Origin of the sequence: Streptomyces sp. NPDC057253 (assembly GCF_042669125.1) — a bacterium.
GTDB lineage: Bacteria > Actinomycetota > Actinomycetes > Streptomycetales > Streptomycetaceae > Streptomyces.
On record NZ_JBHUXV010000021.1, the window covers coordinates 79325 to 95162 of the forward strand.

The 15838-nt window shown below is 71.9% G+C and carries 19 protein-coding genes; 9 read left to right on the forward strand and 10 right to left on the reverse strand.

Annotation, left to right across the window (positions count from 1 at the left end; all coding sequences use genetic code 11):
• Nucleotides 1–155 precede the first annotated feature (155 nt).
• Both ACFULQ_RS14480 and ACFULQ_RS14485 read right to left on the reverse strand, forming a co-directional pair.
• On the reverse strand, nucleotides 156–602 hold the full coding sequence (locus tag ACFULQ_RS14480) for a hypothetical protein (protein ID WP_383542937.1): 447 nt from the start codon (nucleotides 600–602) through the stop codon (nucleotides 156–158).
• Nucleotides 593–1255: an ATP-binding protein gene (locus tag ACFULQ_RS14485; RefSeq protein ID WP_383542940.1), complete on the reverse strand. Its 663-nt coding sequence runs from the start codon at nucleotides 1253–1255 to the stop codon at nucleotides 593–595. Before ACFULQ_RS14485 ends, ACFULQ_RS14480 begins: the two co-directional genes overlap by 10 nt.
• 280 nt (nucleotides 1256–1535) lie before the next feature.
• Here ACFULQ_RS14485 and ACFULQ_RS14490 point away from each other — a divergent pair, with 280 nt between their 5' ends.
• The 3 genes from ACFULQ_RS14490 (at nucleotide 1536) to ACFULQ_RS14500 (ending at nucleotide 3548) form a co-directional block, all read left to right on the forward strand.
• Entirely contained in the window at nucleotides 1536–2396 is an 861-nt protein-coding gene (locus ACFULQ_RS14490) for a helix-turn-helix transcriptional regulator (RefSeq protein ID WP_383542942.1), read from the forward strand.
• Nucleotides 2397–2651 (forward strand): DUF397 domain-containing protein, encoded by a 255-nt coding sequence (locus ACFULQ_RS14495; protein WP_123760041.1) that lies wholly within the window; start codon nucleotides 2397–2399, stop codon nucleotides 2649–2651.
• A gap of 108 nt (nucleotides 2652–2759) precedes the next feature.
• Nucleotides 2760–3548: an SAM-dependent methyltransferase gene (locus ACFULQ_RS14500; RefSeq protein ID WP_383542945.1), complete on the forward strand. Its 789-nt coding sequence runs from the start codon at nucleotides 2760–2762 to the stop codon at nucleotides 3546–3548.
• Between the two features lie 40 nt (nucleotides 3549–3588).
• Here the strand turns inward: ACFULQ_RS14500 and ACFULQ_RS14505 are convergent, their stop codons facing one another.
• Nucleotides 3589–5112, reverse strand: a complete 1524-nt coding sequence (locus tag ACFULQ_RS14505) for a PLP-dependent aminotransferase family protein (RefSeq protein WP_383542948.1) — start codon at nucleotides 5110–5112, stop codon at nucleotides 3589–3591.
• Between the two features lie 46 nt (nucleotides 5113–5158).
• Here ACFULQ_RS14505 and ACFULQ_RS14510 point away from each other — a divergent pair, with 46 nt between their 5' ends.
• The gene (locus ACFULQ_RS14510; protein WP_383542951.1) at nucleotides 5159–5638 is read left to right on the forward strand and encodes a carboxymuconolactone decarboxylase family protein; all 480 of its coding nucleotides are present in this window, start codon (nucleotides 5159–5161) and stop codon (nucleotides 5636–5638) included.
• 33 nt (nucleotides 5639–5671) lie between these two features.
• Here the strand turns inward: ACFULQ_RS14510 and ACFULQ_RS14515 are convergent, their stop codons facing one another.
• From ACFULQ_RS14515 to ACFULQ_RS14525, 3 genes are all read right to left on the reverse strand, one after another.
• Nucleotides 5672–7159 carry a glutamate synthase subunit beta gene (locus ACFULQ_RS14515; RefSeq protein WP_383542953.1) on the reverse strand — a complete coding sequence of 496 codons (1488 nt, stop codon included), beginning with the start codon at nucleotides 7157–7159 and terminating at the stop codon, nucleotides 5672–5674.
• Between the two features lie 153 nt (nucleotides 7160–7312).
• Nucleotides 7313–7792: a DUF1772 domain-containing protein gene (locus ACFULQ_RS14520; RefSeq protein WP_383542956.1), complete on the reverse strand. Its 480-nt coding sequence runs from the start codon at nucleotides 7790–7792 to the stop codon at nucleotides 7313–7315.
• A gap of 230 nt (nucleotides 7793–8022) precedes the next feature.
• Nucleotides 8023–8733, reverse strand: a complete 711-nt coding sequence (locus tag ACFULQ_RS14525) for a DUF2293 domain-containing protein (RefSeq protein ID WP_383542959.1) — start codon at nucleotides 8731–8733, stop codon at nucleotides 8023–8025.
• A 73-nt stretch (nucleotides 8734–8806) separates the two neighbouring features.
• Here ACFULQ_RS14525 and ACFULQ_RS14530 point away from each other — a divergent pair, with 73 nt between their 5' ends.
• The 3 genes from ACFULQ_RS14530 (at nucleotide 8807) to ACFULQ_RS14540 (ending at nucleotide 10516) form a co-directional block, all read left to right on the forward strand.
• Nucleotides 8807–9439 carry a uridine kinase gene (locus ACFULQ_RS14530; RefSeq protein ID WP_383542961.1) on the forward strand — a complete coding sequence of 211 codons (633 nt, stop codon included), beginning with the start codon at nucleotides 8807–8809 and terminating at the stop codon, nucleotides 9437–9439.
• A gap of 53 nt (nucleotides 9440–9492) precedes the next feature.
• The gene (locus ACFULQ_RS14535) at nucleotides 9493–9906 is read left to right on the forward strand and encodes a PPOX class F420-dependent oxidoreductase (protein WP_330267655.1); all 414 of its coding nucleotides are present in this window, start codon (nucleotides 9493–9495) and stop codon (nucleotides 9904–9906) included.
• 178 nt (nucleotides 9907–10084) lie between these two features.
• Nucleotides 10085–10516, forward strand: a complete 432-nt coding sequence (locus ACFULQ_RS14540; protein WP_383542964.1) for a CBS domain-containing protein — start codon at nucleotides 10085–10087, stop codon at nucleotides 10514–10516.
• A gap of 22 nt (nucleotides 10517–10538) precedes the next feature.
• Here the strand turns inward: ACFULQ_RS14540 and ACFULQ_RS14545 are convergent, their stop codons facing one another.
• Entirely contained in the window at nucleotides 10539–11666 is a 1128-nt protein-coding gene (locus ACFULQ_RS14545; RefSeq protein ID WP_383542967.1) for a magnesium and cobalt transport protein CorA, read from the reverse strand.
• A gap of 223 nt (nucleotides 11667–11889) precedes the next feature.
• Here ACFULQ_RS14545 and ACFULQ_RS14550 point away from each other — a divergent pair, with 223 nt between their 5' ends.
• Entirely contained in the window at nucleotides 11890–12684 is a 795-nt protein-coding gene (locus ACFULQ_RS14550) for a methyltransferase (protein ID WP_383542970.1), read from the forward strand.
• A gap of 131 nt (nucleotides 12685–12815) precedes the next feature.
• On the opposite strand, the gene ACFULQ_RS14555 is transcribed toward ACFULQ_RS14550, so the two are convergent.
• Together ACFULQ_RS14555 and ACFULQ_RS14560 are read right to left on the reverse strand one after the other, a co-directional pair.
• The gene (locus ACFULQ_RS14555) at nucleotides 12816–13754 is read right to left on the reverse strand and encodes a carbohydrate kinase family protein (RefSeq protein ID WP_383542973.1); all 939 of its coding nucleotides are present in this window, start codon (nucleotides 13752–13754) and stop codon (nucleotides 12816–12818) included.
• Nucleotides 13751–14659 (reverse strand): pseudouridine-5'-phosphate glycosidase, encoded by a 909-nt coding sequence (locus ACFULQ_RS14560; protein WP_383542976.1) that lies wholly within the window; start codon nucleotides 14657–14659, stop codon nucleotides 13751–13753. The genes ACFULQ_RS14555 and ACFULQ_RS14560 overlap by 4 nt, the downstream gene beginning before the upstream one ends.
• A 98-nt stretch (nucleotides 14660–14757) precedes the next feature.
• Between ACFULQ_RS14560 and ACFULQ_RS14565 the strand changes: the two genes are divergently transcribed.
• Nucleotides 14758–15186: a VOC family protein gene (locus tag ACFULQ_RS14565; RefSeq protein WP_383542979.1), complete on the forward strand. Its 429-nt coding sequence runs from the start codon at nucleotides 14758–14760 to the stop codon at nucleotides 15184–15186.
• A gap of 64 nt (nucleotides 15187–15250) precedes the next feature.
• On the opposite strand, the gene ACFULQ_RS14570 is transcribed toward ACFULQ_RS14565, so the two are convergent.
• Complete coding sequence (locus tag ACFULQ_RS14570) at nucleotides 15251–15805, reverse strand: methylated-DNA--[protein]-cysteine S-methyltransferase (protein ID WP_383542982.1); 555 nt, start codon at nucleotides 15803–15805, stop codon at nucleotides 15251–15253.
• Nucleotides 15806–15838: the final 33 nt, after the last annotated feature.

Consider the following 15838-nt stretch of genomic DNA (forward strand, 5'->3'; position numbering starts at 1 on the left):
AGGGCGCAGAAGCCCGAGCAGCAAACACGCGGGGCGCACACCCACCCTCAGGGGCGCGGGGCGGTGTCGATTTGCGGCTCCGCCGCGCGGGCGCGACCAGCCCCCACTCACCCGCACCCGAAAGACGGCCCAACCAGCGGAGCTGACCCGCGGAGCTAACCCGCGGAGCTGACCGGCCGCGACCAGTTAGGCGTCGTCCCCGTCAACCGGCACAGCGCCAGGTACAACGGTATCGGCGGCGTATAGGGCAACGTCCCCTCCGGCCGACGCACAAGGGACGGCACCACCGGGGCGTCCGGAACAACCGCCCCGGTGGCGTACTGAGCGGGCGCGGGCCATTCGAGCGCGTAGTCGGAGTCGGCGGGGACGAGCCACCACCAGTGTGTGTCATCGGCGTACACACACCCGACCCGCGGCAGCCGGGGCACCAGCTGCTGTCCCAGCAGCGCCGGCATCCCCACCGCGTCGCAGCCCAGCGGCACCGTCATCCCCTGCGGCACGGGAAGCCGGCACGGCGTCCCCGGCGCCCGCAGCCCGCGTCTGAGGCGGACCAGTGAGTCCAGGGTCAGCACCTGGCCGCCGGACCCGCCGCTCACGCCCATGCGCCCGCGCCCCCAGCACCGTGACCGCGCGCTTCGCCGTCGGGCCCGGCTCTGTGGTGCTCCTCGGCCTCGTCCTCCTGGCCCGACCCCCCGGAGGGAACCGGCTTCGGAGGGGCACCCCAGCCCAGGTCGTTGCGCGGGCCGGTGTCCTCGCGGGGCTCGTCCGCCTTGCGCGGCAGCTCCGCCCAGACCAGCAGCCCGGGACCGTGCTCATGGGCACCCCAGGCGTGACAGAGGGAGTCGACCAGGAGCAGTCCCCTCCCGTGCTCCTCTTCGCCGCGCTGCGGGGACGAGTGGGACTCACCCGGCGCACAGCCCTCGTCACGTACGGCTATCCGCACCAGGTCGTCGTTGTCGTGCAGCTCGCAGACCACACGGCTGCTCGCGGTGTGCACGATGGCGTTGGTGACCAGCTCGGAGACCACCAGGGCCGCCGAGTCGCAGGTGTCCTCGCAGACCGACCAGTGGGTCAGCCTGGCCCTCGTCAGCCGTCTGGCCTGCGCGGGGGAACCCGGATGCGCGGCCAGCTCGAAACGGAACCGGCGCCGGGCGGCAGCCCTGTCGGGCCCCACTCTCCCGGCGGCACCGAGACCCTGGGGGCGGCCTTCGGCGGCGTCTGTTCCTAAGGGCGGGGACGGAATCACGCTTGCCACTATCGCCCCGTCGTGAACACTTGGCAAGTGTCACTCTGAAAAATGCAGAGTGCTGTGTGACGCGGTGGGATGCCGTGGCACACTGCTCGCAACAGCATGTTGAGCGGCGCCAGTTGGGATCACCGTAGATCCGTACGTATCGGTATTCGTACCGAGGGTTGTATCCGTACAGATCTTCGATTCAGGTCTTCGAATGGCGCCGCTGGGCTGTCAGCATGCAGGTGGCTGTGACGGCGTACATGACGGCGTACGTGACTTCGTGACTTCGTGGAGGTGGAGCGTGAGCGAACCGCGGTCCGCGCCGACGGTCGGCCAGGTCGTCCTCGGCCGGCGCCTGCTGGACCTGCGGGAACGCGCCGGGCTCAAGCGCGAGGAAGCCGCCCGCATCCTCCGCGTCGCCCCCGCGACCGTCCGCCGGATGGAGATGGCCGAGGTCGGCCTCAAGATCCCCTACCTCCAGCTGCTGCTGAAGGCCTACGGCGTCTCGGACCAGGAGGCCGAGGACTTCGTCCAGCTCGCCGAGGACGCCAACCGCCCCGGCTGGTGGCAGCGCTTCCACGACGTGCTGCCCGGCTGGTTCTCGATGCACGTCAGCCTGGAGGGCGCGGCCGCCCTCATCCGCGAGTACGAACCGCACTTCGTGCCCGGTCTGCTCCAGACCGAGGACTACGCGCGTGGCGTGCTGCGCTCGGGCGCCATCGGCCAGACCAGCCCCGAGGACATCGAGCGCCATGTCGCCCTGCGCATGGAACGTCAAGGACTGCTCACCCGTCAGGACGCGCCCCGGCTGTGGGTCGTCATGGACGAGACCGTGCTGCGCCGCCCCGTCGGCGGCCCGGAGGTGATGCGTGCCCAGATCGACAAACTGCTCGAGGCAACGAAGCTGCCCAATGTGACGCTCCAGGTCGCCCCGTTCGCCAGCGGGCCGCACCCGGGGACGTACGGGCCCTTCGTGCTCTTCCGATTCGCCGTGCCCGAACTTCCGGACATGGTCTACAGCGAGTACCTGACCGGCGCGATCTATCTGGACGCGCGCGTCGAGGTGGCGACCCACCTCGAGGTCATGGACCGCATGGCGGCGCAGGCCGCTACAGCACATCGCACGAAGGAGATCCTCCGGGACCTCCGCAAGGAGTTGTGAATGAACCGCATCAAGCCGCGCATCCCCGTCTACAACGGCATGCCCGCCCGGGAGTTGGGGAGCGAAGGCTGGCACAAGCCGTGGAGCGGCGGCAACGGCGGCAACTGCCTGGAGGCGATGAAGCTCGCCGACGGCCGGATCGCCGTCCGCCAGTCCACCGATCCGGACGGACCGGCGCTGATCTACACCACCGACGAGATGACCGCGTTCATCGAGGGCGCGAAGGCGGGGGTGGCCGACTTCCTTCTCTCGTGACCCGCTTGTTCCCTTGTTCCCTTGATCCTTTTCTCGCTCGCTCCCTTGTTCTCTTGCTTCCTTGCTCAATTGATCAGTAATCACTGACGGGTTGATGGGTAATCACCAATGGCCGAGATCGACACCACCAAGCCGCACCCGGCGCGGATGTACGACTGGTACCTCGGAGGCAAGGACAACTACCCGGTCGACGAGGCGATGGGCCGGCAGATGCTCGCTCTCGACCCGCGCGTGCCGGTGATGGCCCGGGTCAACCGGGCCTTCATGCACCGCTCCACCCGCTGGCTCGCGGACCACGGCGTCCGGCAGTTCCTGGACGTCGGCACCGGCATCCCCACCGAGCCCAACCTCCACCAGGTCGCCCAGCGGATCGCGCCCGACGCCCGGGTCGTCTACTGCGACAACGACCCGATCGTCCTCGCCCACGCGGCCGCGCTGCTGCGGGGCACGGACGAGGGCGCCACCGAGTACCTCCAGGCGGACGTCCGCGACCCGGACGCCGTCCTGGAGGGCGCGCGCAAGATCCTGGACTTCTCCCGGCCCGTCGCGCTCTCCCTCATCGCGCTGCTGCACTTCGTCTCCGACGAGGACGGCGCGCACGAACTGGTCGGCCGGCTGCTCGCCGAACTGCCCTCCGACAGCTACCTGGTGGCCACTCACGCCACCGCCGACTTCACCCCCGAGGAGTCGCAGGCGGCCGTCGACAGGCTCAGGGCGGCGGGCGTCACCCTGGCCCTGCGCTCCCGCGCGGAGTTCGCCCGCTTCTTCGACGGCCTGGAACTCGTCGAACCCGGCGTCGAGGTGCCGCAGTCCTGGCACCCCGAGCTGGGGGACCCGGTACCGGGCCAGGACGACGGGGTGATCCCGGGGTACGGGGCGGTGGGGCGCAAGCCCTGACCGGTCCCCTCCCCGGATCCACTGCGGCCGCCCGGGCCGCCTAGGTCTCACTCCTCGGCGGCAGCGCCGCGCACAGCGCCTCCAGCGCCGCCCCGTACGCGTGCTCGGGCGGTGTCGCGTAGCCCACGACCAGACCGTCGCGGGCGGGCACGTCCTTCTCCGCTGTGTCCGTCCTGTCCGTCCTGTCCGTCCTGTTCGTCGTGTCCGGCGTCTCCGGGTGGCGGAACTCCGCGAGTCCGTCCAGCGCGACGCCCCGCCGGGCCGCGGCCCTCACGGCTGACCGTTCGGTGCCGGGCGGCAGCCGCAGCACCGCGTGCAGCCCCGCCGCGACCCCGCCGACCTCGATGTGCGGCGCGCGCTCGGCCAGCGCGGCGACGAGCCGGTCCCGGCGGGCACGGTACCGCTGCCGCATCCGCCGTACGTGACGGTCGTAGGACCCGGAGACGATCAGGTCGGCGAGGGCCAGCTGGTCGAGGACGCTCGCCCAGGCCTCCCGTTCCCCCTTGGCCGCGAGCACGTCACCGACGTACCGCTCGGGCAGCACCATCCATCCCAGCCGCACCGCGGGCGACAGGCTCTTGCTCACCGAGCCGACGAGGATCACCCGCTCGGGATCGAGGCTCTGGAGGGCGCCGACGGGCTTGCGGTCGTAGCGGAACTCCCCGTCGTAGTCGTCCTCCAGCACCACCCCGCCACGCGCGCGTGCCCAGTCGACCACCGCGGCCCGCCGCTCGGCGTGCAGCGGACCGCCGGTGGGGAACTGGTGCGCGGGCGTGAGCAGTACGGCCCGCTCGCGCGTGAGGCGGTCGACCCGTGCGCCGCGGTCGTCGATCGGGAGCGGCACGGTCCGTACGCCTTCGGCGGCGAGCAGTTCCCGGTGGAAGGGGAGTCCGTACGCCTCCACGGCCAGCGGACCGCGCAGGACCCGTCCGCCGCCGAACAGCAGCCGCAGGGCGTGCGCGAACCCGGAGCAGACGACGATCCGGTCCGGCTCGGTCCGCACGCCACGCGCGCGGGCGAGGTATTCGGCGAGGGCCGCCCTCAGCTCGGGGCGTCCGGCCGGATCACCGGGGCCGAAGACCTCGTTGGGGGCCTGCTGGAGGGCTCGGCGGTAGGAGGCGAGCCAGGCGGTTCGGGGGAAGGCGGAGGCGTCGGGGGTGCCTTGGCGGAGGTCGTGGCGGGTGGCACGCGCGTGTGGGTGCGGGGGCTCGGCCGGCGCGGGTTTTTCCGGGCGTACGGCGGTGTGGGGCGGCCCGGACCGGTCCGCGGTCCGGAGTGGCCGGGTGCGTTCGGCGACGCGGGTGCCGGAGCCCTGGCGGGCGGTGAGCCAGCCCTCGGCGACGAGTTCGGCGTAGGCGTCGGCGACCGTGTTCCGTGCGACGCCGAGGTCGGCGGCGAGCGAGCGGTAGGGCGGCAGCCGGGTGCCGGGGGCGAGCCGGCCGCTGCGCACCGCGTCCCGCAGCGCCCGGGTCAGCGCGGCCCGCTTGCTCCCCGGGCCGGAGAGCTCCAGATGCAGGTCGGAGCCGCCGATCCGCTCCACGTCATTGACCCACGATTCCGCCATGGAAATGCACCCTACAGCCGGTCTTTGAGGCCCGTAGGTTGGTCCCATGACGACGACGAACACGCACGTGACCGGTATGGCTCGGCTGAACCTCGCCAAGGCGGCGCCGAAGGTGTTCCGCGCCCTGATCGGCTTCGACGCGGCGGCCCGCGAGGGCCTCGACCCCGCCCTCGTCGAACTGATCCAGATCCGCGCCTCCCACCTCAACCGCTGTGCGTACTGCCTGCACATGCACACCAACGACGCCCGCAAGGCCGGCGAGAGCGAGGACCGCCTCCACATGGTCCCGGTCTGGCGGGAGGCCCGCCATTTCTTCACCGAGAGGGAGCAGGCGGCCCTGGCCCTCACGGAGGCGGTCACACTGGTGGCCGACGGAGGCGTCCCCGACGAGGTCTACGCCCGGGCAGCCGCCTGCTTCGACGAACAGGAGCTGGCCCACGTCCTGTCCCTGATCCTCACGATCAACACGTGGAACAGGGTCGCGCTGTCGACGGGGAAGGTGGCGGGGACGGACGAGAGGGTCTGAGCACCCCTGAGCACCCCTGTCCTTGAACAGTCCCTAAACGGTCATGGGGCGGTCGTACGGCCCGATGGGCGCCGGCAGCCGCGAACTCCCCGTCAGATGCCGGTCGACCGCCGCCGCGACCGCCCGCCCCTCCGCGATCGCCCACACGATCAGCGACTGCCCCCGAGCGGCGTCTCCCGCTGCGAACACGCCCGCCACATTCGTACGGAACTCCCCGTCCCGCGCGACCGTGCCCCGGGCCTCCATCTCCAATCCCAGCTGCTCCACCAGCCCGTCGCCCCGATCCGGCCCGGAGAACCCGAGCGCGAGGAGCACGAGGTCGGCCGGGAGCGTCCGTCCCGTCCCCTCCAGGGGCCTGCGCGCCGCATCCACCCCGACCAGGTGCAGCGACCGCACCCGCCCCTCCTCGTCCCCCTCGAAGCGGAGCGTCGACGCGGCGAACAACCGGGCGTCCGCGTCGGCCGCCGGCGCGGTCTCCAACTCCCGCGCCTCCTCGTGCGCCGCCGACAACCGGTAGATCTTCGGGTACGTCGGCCAGGGCTCGGCATCCTCGTCCCGCTCACCCTCCGGCTGCGCGTAGATGTCCAACTGCGTGACGGACGCGGCCCCTTCACGCACCGCCGTGCCCAGACAGTCCGCCCCCGTGTCACCCCCGCCGACGATGACGACATGCTTCCCGGCCGCCGACAGGGGCGAGATCTCCAGATCCCCCTCGCACACGCGGTTCGCCAGCGGCAGATACTCCATGGCCTGCCACACCCCGGCCAACTCCCGCCCCGGCACGTCCAGTTCACGCCACGCCGTGGCCCCCGTCGCGATCACCACCGCGTCGTACCGCGTCCTGAGCTCCGCGGCCCCCACGTCCCGCCCGACCGCCGTGGACGTACGGAACTTCGTCCCCTCGGCCCGCATCTGCTCGATCCGCCGCTCCAGATGGTGCTTCTCCATCTTGAAGGCGGGGATGCCGTACCGCATCAGGCCGCCGATCCGGTCGTCCTTCTCGAAGACGACGACCGTGTGCCCCGCCCGGGTCAACTGCTGTGCCGCGGCGAGCCCGGTCGGTCCCGACCCGACCACCGCGACGGTCCGTCCGGACAGCCGGTCCGGCGGCCGCGGCGGCGCGAACCCGAGCTCCCAGGCCCGGTCGGCGACGGCGACCTCGACGTTCTTGATGGTGACCGCGGGCTGGTTGATGGCGAGCACACACCCCGCCTCGCACGGCGCCGGGCACAACCGCCCCGTGAACTCGGGGAAGTTGTTCGTCGCGTGCAGCCGGTCGGCGGCCTGCCGCCAGTCCTCCCGGGAGACGAGGTCGTTCCACTCGGGGATGAGATTCCCCAGCGGACAGGCCTCGTGGCAGAACGGGATCCCGCAGTCCATGCAACGGTCCGCCTGCTTGCTGATGAGGGGCAGCAGCGCCCCGGGGACGTACACCTCGTCCCAGTCCCGAACCCGCTCCTCGACCGGCCTGCGAGGCCAGTCCCGCCGAGGCGTGCTCATGAATCCCTTGGGATCGGCCATGGCCGTCTTCCTTGCTCGCGCTGGTGACGCCGACGCGTCCGACGCGGCCGTGCGTCATCGGGCGGCACGCTTGCGGAACTTCTTTCGGCCACGATACGACTCATGGGCCACGTGCGCAGAGTGCGGTGCGGGTGCCCGGCGCGGGCCGCGCCCTCAGGTGAGGGCCAGGACGTACGTCACCGCCGCGGCGCCCGAGGCGATCGCCCGGACGTGGTTCCACGTCGTCCACTCGCGCACGTACGTCGGCCAGTACGCCGCCGCCTCCGGGGTGCCGGGGTCCAGCTTGAGCAGGGCGTCGTTGCGGGGCACGTTCGCCACCATCGTCAGCCCGAACGAGCCGAACAGATACAGCGCGCTGCCCACCAGCAGCTCCACGGTCCCCTCGTCCGGCCACAGCACGAACGTCACCACCGCGATCACCGCGCACAGCACCGCGGAGCCGGCGAACACGGTCATGAACGGCGGCCGTACCGCGTTCACGTTGATCGAGTTCATCGCGGCGACGCCCTGTGCGGGGGGCAGTGCGGCGAGTCCCCGCATCACGAAGGTCGAGAACGCGCAGAACACCCCGGCCACCAGGCCGGTCCCGAGCACCCCCAGCACCACCAGCCAGTAGTAAGGCCCATCGATCATCACCACACCAACTCCCACCGCCGACCAATCCCACCCCCACCACCCAATCCCACCCCCACTCCTCTCTCCATGGCCTATCCGCGCACTTCCATATGCAACCGTCCAGGGGGGCTGACGGCGGCGGGCTGGACGCAGTCCGGCCCTGGCCCTGGCCCGGGTCCTGGCCCTGGCCCGGGTCCTGGCCCTGGCCCGGGTCCTGGCCCCGGCCTGTGGCGGTGCCCCGACCGGCCTCAGCCCGCTGCCTCCTCCCGCGTCCTTGCCCCCGCACCCCGCCACCCCCTCAGCACCGCCTCCACATCCCCCGCGATCCGCTGCCGAGCCTCGTGCCGGGCCACCCCGCTCATCAACAACGCGTCGTACGGCGTGTCCACATGCCGTACAGAGGCCACCACCGCCGACACCACGGCCCCCTCCGACAACGCCCGCCCCGCCGCACTCCGCCCCACCCGCCCACTGCCCCGCACCGACGCATGCGAGGCGATGGCCGCAGCCCGCTCGTCCGGGCACCCCGGGAACAGCCGTCGGATCTCCGCAGCGAACGCCTCCGCGAACCGCACGTCCTCCGCCGCCCGCCGCCGAGCGTCCCGTACCCGACGCCGGCGCCGTGCCTCCGCGTCCGCCAGGCACCGCTCCTCGGCCCGCGCCAGCCCCGCCTCCTCGACGAGCACCCCCTGCCGCTCGTACCGCCCCTTGCGCCGGTTGAAGCGGACGACCACCGCCGACAGCGTGCTCTCCTCCCGCGACCGACGCGTGAGCGCCGTGTCCCCGCGCGGCAGGAAGACCAGATGACCGAGGTCGGCGCAGTCGAGACACCGAGGTGCCCCGCCCTCCACCACGAGCATCGTCAACGGCCCGCCCCGGCACTCCCCGCAGTGCCGTCTCCGCAACGGCTGGACGACAAGAGGACCACCCTGGGCCGGGGGAGTAGCGAGGCCTGCCATGAGGAGTTCATTCCCCACCCGCCCTCACCGACCACCCCACCCCCCGGATCGTCGCCTGACGCATCATGGCCATGTGCGACTCGAAGCGATCACCTGGGAACGGCTCGGCGACCACCTGGCCGACCGGCTCCTCGACCTGAAGCCGGCCGACGGCAGCCCCTGGCCCCGCGTCGCCCTCGACGGCGCCCCCGCGGCCCGGCCGGGCGAGCTCGCCGAACGGGTCGGTGAGGCGCTGCGCATACGCGGTCGCCCCTCGCTCGTCGTCGGTGCGGAGGGCTTCCTGCGCCCCGCCTCGCTCCGCCTGGAGTACGGCCACCACGACCTGGAGGCCTACTACAACGGCTGGTTCGACACCGCCGCCCTCTGGCGCGAGGTCTTCGGCCCCCTCGAACCCAGGGGAGACGGCCGCGTCCTGCCCGACCTGTGGGACCCGGTCACCGACCGCGCCACCCGCAGCCCCTACGTCCAACTACCGCCCGGCGGCGTCCTGTTGCTCCACGGCCCCCTCCTGCTGCGCCACTGGTTCCCCTTCGACCTGTCCGTCCACCTCCTCCTCTCCGAGGGCGCCCTCCGCCGCCGTACCCCCGAGGCCGACCACTGGACCCTCCCCGCCTACGAGCGCTACGCCGAGGAGACCGACCCGGCCGGCACCGCCGACGTCCTCGTCCGGGCCGACGATCCCCGCCACCCCGCGTGGAGCGGCTGACTCGGTCAGCCAAACCACTTTTATATGCGCGTGCATTTAATTACCCTGGTCCCATGACGACCTCCTCCACCGCTCCCGTCACCTTCGGCGACTCCGTCCGCGCCCTGCTCGACGGCAAGAACTTCGCCAGCGTCGCCACCCTCGGCTCGGACGGCGCGCCGCAGAACTCCGTCGTCTGGATCCGGCGTGAGGGCGACACCGTGCTCTTCTCCTCCACCGACGGACGCCAGAAGGTGCGCAACCTCCGCCGTGACCCCCGGATCAGCCTCTCGGTCTTCGACCTCGCCAACCCCTACACCTCGGTCGAGATCCGCGGCACCGCCGAGATCCTCCCGGACGAGGAGAAGCGGCTCCCGCGCGAGCTCTCGCACAAGTACCTCGGCATCGACCCGCCCGCCGAGAAGGACGACGAAGTCCGCGTGATCATCCGTGTGGTGCCACGGAAGATCGTGAGCTTCTCGGCCTGAGCGCCGCCCGCCCCGGCCGCCGCGTCGCTCGCCCCCGGGCCGCTGCGCCGCCCGCCCCCGGGCTGCCGCGGCGCCCGGTTCCGGGTGCGCGCCCCCCGGTGGCGCCGCGAGAATGTAGGGCGCCGGGACTTGCGGTGCCGTCCGCGCCGCGCCGGCCGCCGGCACCGGGAGGTACTCGATGACCACCGCCGGAGACATCATGCACCGGGGTGCCCAGTGGATCCCCGCCCACGAGACCCTCGACCGCGCCGCCCAGCTCATGCGTGAACTCGGTGTCGGAGCCCTGCCCATCAGCGACGAGAACGAACGGCTGTGCGGCATCCTCACCGACCGCGACATCGTCATCGGCTGTGTGGCCATGGGCCACGACCCGGCCCGGATCACCGCGGGCGAGATGGCCCAGGGCACCCCGCGCTGGATCGACGCGAGCGCCGACGTCGACGACGTCCTCCACGAGATGAGCGAGCACCAGATCCGCAGGCTTCCCGTCATCCAGGACAAGCGCCTGGTCGGCATGATCAGCGAGGCCGACCTGGCCCGGCACCTGACGGACGAACAGATCGCCGGCTGGGCCGAGAGCGTCTACGCCCGCTCCGCCACCACCCACTGACCCGCGGCGCGGACGGACCCTCTCACAGCCAGCCGTTGCGCCGGAAGCCGCGGTAGAGCACGGCGCAGGCGACGGCTATCACGCCCATGACCAACGGATAGCCGAACGTCCAGTGCAGCTCCGGCATGTGGTCGAAGTTCATCCCGTACACCCCGCAGACCATCGTCGGGACGGCGATCACGGCGGCCCAGGCGGTGATCTTCCGCATGTCCTCGTTCTGGGCGACCGTCACCTGCGCGAGGTGCGCCTGAAGGATCGAGTTGAGCAGTTCGTCGAAGGCGGCGATCTGCTCCTTGGCGCGCAGCAGATGGTCGGAGACATCGCGGAAGTACGCCTGTATCTCCGGGGCGATGACCTGGATCGGCCGCGTGGACAGCTCCTCGATCGGACGGCTGAGCGGGACCACCGCCCGCTTCAGCTCCAGGAGTTCACGCTTGAGCTGGTAGATGTGGCCCGCGTCGACCCGGGCGCCGCTCTCCGAGAACACCGCCGTCTCCACCAGGTCGATGTCCGACTGCACGGAGTCGGTGACGCTCAGATAGTCGTCGACCACATGGTCCGCGATCGCGTGCAGCACCGCGGCCGGTCCCTTTGCGAGCTGCCCGGGGTCGGCCTCCAGCTCCTCGCGCAGCGGGCCCAGCGATCCATGGCTGCCGTGCCGCACCGTGATCACGAAGTCCTCGCCGACGAACACCATGATCTCGCCGGTGTTGACCACCTCGCTCGTCGCCGTGAGCTCTTCGTGCTCCACATAACAGACCGTCTTGAACACCGCGAACAGCGTCTCGCCGTAGCGCTCCACCTTCGGGCGCTGATGGGCCTCGACCGCGTCCTCGACGGCCAGCGGGTGCAGGTCGAAGAGGTCGGCGACGCCCTCGAACTCGTGGTCCGACGGCTCGTGCAGACCGAGCCAGACGAAACCGTCACGGCTCTTGCGCACCCGCTCCACGGTGTCCACCAGATCACCCTCGACCGGGATCCGCGCTCCGTCCTTGTACGTCACGCAGTTGACGACCGAGGTGCCCAGCGGGGAGCGGGCGTGATGGCTCAGGTCGACGCGCGGGCGCCGCCGGGCCAGCCCGGCCACCTTGCGCAGACCGCCGACCCTGCCGAGGCTCGTGACCTTGCGCAGATTCCCTGCCATGGACATCCGGATCTCCTTGCGTGGATCTCCCCGTTCGACGCGTTGCTGCGTCCTGGCGAGCCAGTGTGCCAGTCCGACGTAAGCGCCGGGTGAGCCTGTGGACAGGGACCATTCCGGTTGGTTCCCGCCTGTGGACAACCTCCCCGTACCCGGTCGAGACGTCGCCCATCTCGTCGTAGCGACCGCGTCGTCCGTTCCGGACAAGCCGGGCAACTGGGATCATCGCCGCATGACACGAACCGACGGGTATCTCCTCGACAACCGGCAGGCGGAGGCGGCGGAGCGCTTCGACGCCTTCGCGACCCTCTTCGACCCCACGACCTTCCGGCACCTCGAAGGATTCGGCATCGGATCCGGCTGGCGCTGCTGGGAGGTCGGCGCCGGCGGCACCTCGGTGGTGTCCTGGCTGGCGAAGAAGGTCGGCCCGACCGGAAAGGTCGTCGCGACGGACATCGACACCACCAGGCTCACCGCCGCGGCCCGCCCACCGGTGGACGTGCGCGTCCACGACGTGGGCGCCGAGGAACCTCCGGGGGAGGGCTTCGACCTGGTCCACGCCCGGCTCGTCCTCGTCCATGTGCCGGACCGCGAACGGGCGTTGCGTTCGATGATCAAGGCGCTGCGCCCCGGCGGACGACTCCTCCTCGAGGACGCCGACCCCGCCCTTCAGCCGCTGACCTGCCCCGACGAGTACGGCCCCGAGCAGCGGTTGGCGAACCGGCTGCGGCAGGGCTTCCGCTCACTGCTCGCCGACCGCGGCGCGGACCTCTCCTACGGCCGCACCCTCCCGCGTCTGCTCCGCGAGGCCGGACTGCGTCAGGTGGCCGCCGACGCGTACTTCCCGCTCGCCTCACCGGCCTGCGCCGCCCTGGAGTCTGCCACGATCCGCCAGATCCGCGACCAACTCGTCACGGCGGGCCTCGCCACGGACGAGGACATCGACCAGCACCTCGCGAACGTTGCCACGGGCACGATGGATCTGGCCACGGCCCCGTTGATCTCGGCGTGGGGGCGCAAGGCGTAGCCGTGAGGGTGCCGGCGGGTCGGCTCTGTGGACCTCGGGTGCTGGTCACTGAACCATCGGCCGGCCCCGGCCCCGGCCCCGGCCCCGACCCCGCCGCCACGGGTCGCCCCGGTGGCCGGTGGCGGCCGGTCTCAGTCCGCCCCCGGCGGTCTCCCGCCCACCCGTTCCACCGCCAGTGCCCCCGCCCGGCACCCCTGTCTCGCCGCCTCCTCGGGCCCGGCGCCCGCGAGCAGGGCCGCGAGGAACGTGCCGGTGAATGCGTCGCCCGCCCCGGTGGTGTCCCGCGGTGTCGCCGCTACGGCGGGCACGTGGGCGTACACCGAACCGGATCGGGCGATCAGCGCGCCCTCGGCCCCCTGCTTGGTGACCACCAGCGGCACGTGGCGGCTCAGCTTGGCCGCCGCGTCCGCCGCGTCGGGCAATCCGGTGAGCAGACACGCCTCGTCCCGGCTCGGCAGCAGGACGTCCACCCCCTCGACCAGGGAGAGGAAGCGGTCCACCCCCAACTCCCTGAGGAAGCCCGCCGACGCCGGATCCAGGCTCACCGGCACACCACGCGCGCGTGCCGACTCCAGGGCCACCGCCACCAGCGCGCGGCTCGACTCAGCGAACAGCAGATAGCCCGACAGATGCAGCCGCGCGACACCGTCGAGCAGGTCGTCCGACCAGTCGGCCGGCTCCAACCGCAGCGACGCCCCGCTGTCGGTCAGGAGGGTTCGCTCGGCGCCCTCACCCGCGTCCACCAGGCAGATCACCGTCCCCGTCGGCGCCTCCGGGTCGACGACGAGCCGCGGGCGTACCCCGCACGCGGCCAACTCCCGCTCGTGCCACGCGACCGCGTCCGCGCCCACCCGCCCGAGCAGCCGTACCTCCGCACCGCCCCCGTAAGCGGCCCAGCAGGCCACATTGGCCCCCGCCCCGCCCGGCACCGTACGGATCGCGGCGGCCGTGTCCGTGCCGACGGCGAGCGGCCCCCGGTGCCGGGCGACGACGTCGGTGATGACGTCACCGACGACCAGCAGGGCGCCACCCCGGTCGGCCGAGGCCGTACCCGGCCCGTCCGTCGTCACGCCCCGGCCCAGGCGGCCGCGATCCGCCCCGCCAGCCGTACGTTGCCGCGTACCGCCGCCAGGTTGGCGCTCAGGGAGGCACCGTCGGTGTGGCGTACCAGGTAGTCCAGCAGGAACGGGGTGACCCCCTGCCCGGTGACCCCCGCCTCCTCGCACGCGTGCAGCGCCTCCGCGAGCACACGCGCGTGCAGACCGGGATCCAGCTGCTGCGCCTCGGGCACCGGGTTGGCGACGATCAGCGAGGACTCGGGCCCGTCGAGCGCGTCCTGGGCGCGCATCACGTCCGCCACCTGGTCGGGCGTGTGCAGCGTCCACTCCACCGGGTGGCCCGAGTCGGAGAGGTAGAAGCCCGGGAAGCGGTCCGTGTCGTAGCCGGCCACCGCGACTCCCAGGGTCTCCAGCCGTTGCAGGGTCGCGGGCACGTCCAGGATCGACTTCACTCCCGCGCACACCACGGTGATCCGCGTGCGCGCCAGCAGGCCGAGGTCGGCCGACTCGTCCTGAGTGACGGTCCACTGCCGGTGCACCCCGCCGAGCCCGCCCGTCGCGAACACCCGTACCCCGGCGAGCGCCGCCAGCTGTGCCGTCGCGGACACCGTGGTCGCCCCGCTCGCCCCGGTGGCCAGCGCGAGCGGCAGATCGCGGTGGCCCAGCTTGCGGATCCCGTCCTCGTTCGCGACGCGCTCCAACTGCTCCTTGTCCAGGCCGACATGGGGCCGCCCGTCCAGCACGGCGATCGTCGCCGGTACGGCCCCCGCCTGCCGTACGACGTTCTCCAGCTCCAGCGCCACCTGGAGATTGCGGGGACGCGGCAGTCCGTGCGCGATGATCGTGGACTCCAGGGCCACCACGGGTCGACGCGCGTCGATCGCCTCGCGCACCTCTTCGGACAACACCAGCACCACGGCCTGCCTCCTGTCGGTCGGTCTTCCCTCATCTCTGGCGAGCGGCACGTCCGGTCAAACCCTTGCGGGTCGTGGCGGACGACACCAGCCTGGGGTGCATGACGGACAACTCGACACGTCTCGACCATGTCGTCCTCTGGGTGCGCGACCCGTTGGCGTCGGCCGACTTCTACGAGAAGACGCTGGGCATGGAACCCGTGAGGATCACCGACTACGCCGCGGGGGAGGCACCCTTTCCCTCCGTACGGCTCAACGACGAGACCGTCTTCGACCTCATGCCGCTCGCCGTGGCGGAGCGCATGAACATGGTCCCCGGGGCCGCGGAGAGCGCGGGTCACCCGGTCAATCATGTGTGTCTGTCCCTGCCCGCCGACGATTTCCAGACACTGCGCGCCCGACTGGAGGAGCGGTCGGTGCCCGTCTCGGAGTTCTCCCACGACTCCTTCGGCGCCCGCGGACTGGCCAGGCGCAGCTTCTACTTCCGCGACCCGGACGGCAACGTCTTCGAAGCGCGCCACTACGACTGAACGTGCCCTCAGGGCTGACGCGAGAGGGGGCCAGGGCACTCCGCGAAGGGACCCCGGAGGTGCGTCAGAACAGTGGCTCCGGCAGCACGCCCTCCAGCGCGAGCAGCTTCCGCTTGGTCTCCAGGCCGCCGCCGAACCCGCCGATGCCGCCGTCGCTCTCGACGACACGGTGGCAGGGGACGACGACCGGCAGCGGATTGGAGCCCATGGCGACGCCGACGGCCTGGGCGGCACCGGGCTGACCGACCCGCCCGGCCAGATCGCCGTACCCGACGACGTGGCCGTAGGCGACACCGGACGCCAGCTCGCGCAGCACCTGACGGTTGAAGCCCGAGATCAGCGACCAGTCCAGGGGCAGCTCGAAGCTCTGGCGGTCGCCCGCGAAGTACGCCTCGACCTGGTGTATCGCCTCGGCCAGCAGCGGGGAGCCGGGCGCCTCGACGGGCTCGGTGCCCAGCCGGGACGCGAGCCGCTCCAACGCCTTGTCGCGCACCGCGTCGGTGGCGTGGAAGACCACGTTGACCAGACCCTCGGGGGTCGCGGCCAGCAGCAGCGGGCCGATGTCCGTGCCGACGACGGCCCACACGACCTGCTGCTCGTCCTGCCCATGGCTGTTCATGCGCCTCACCGTACGGGCCACCACTGACAATCC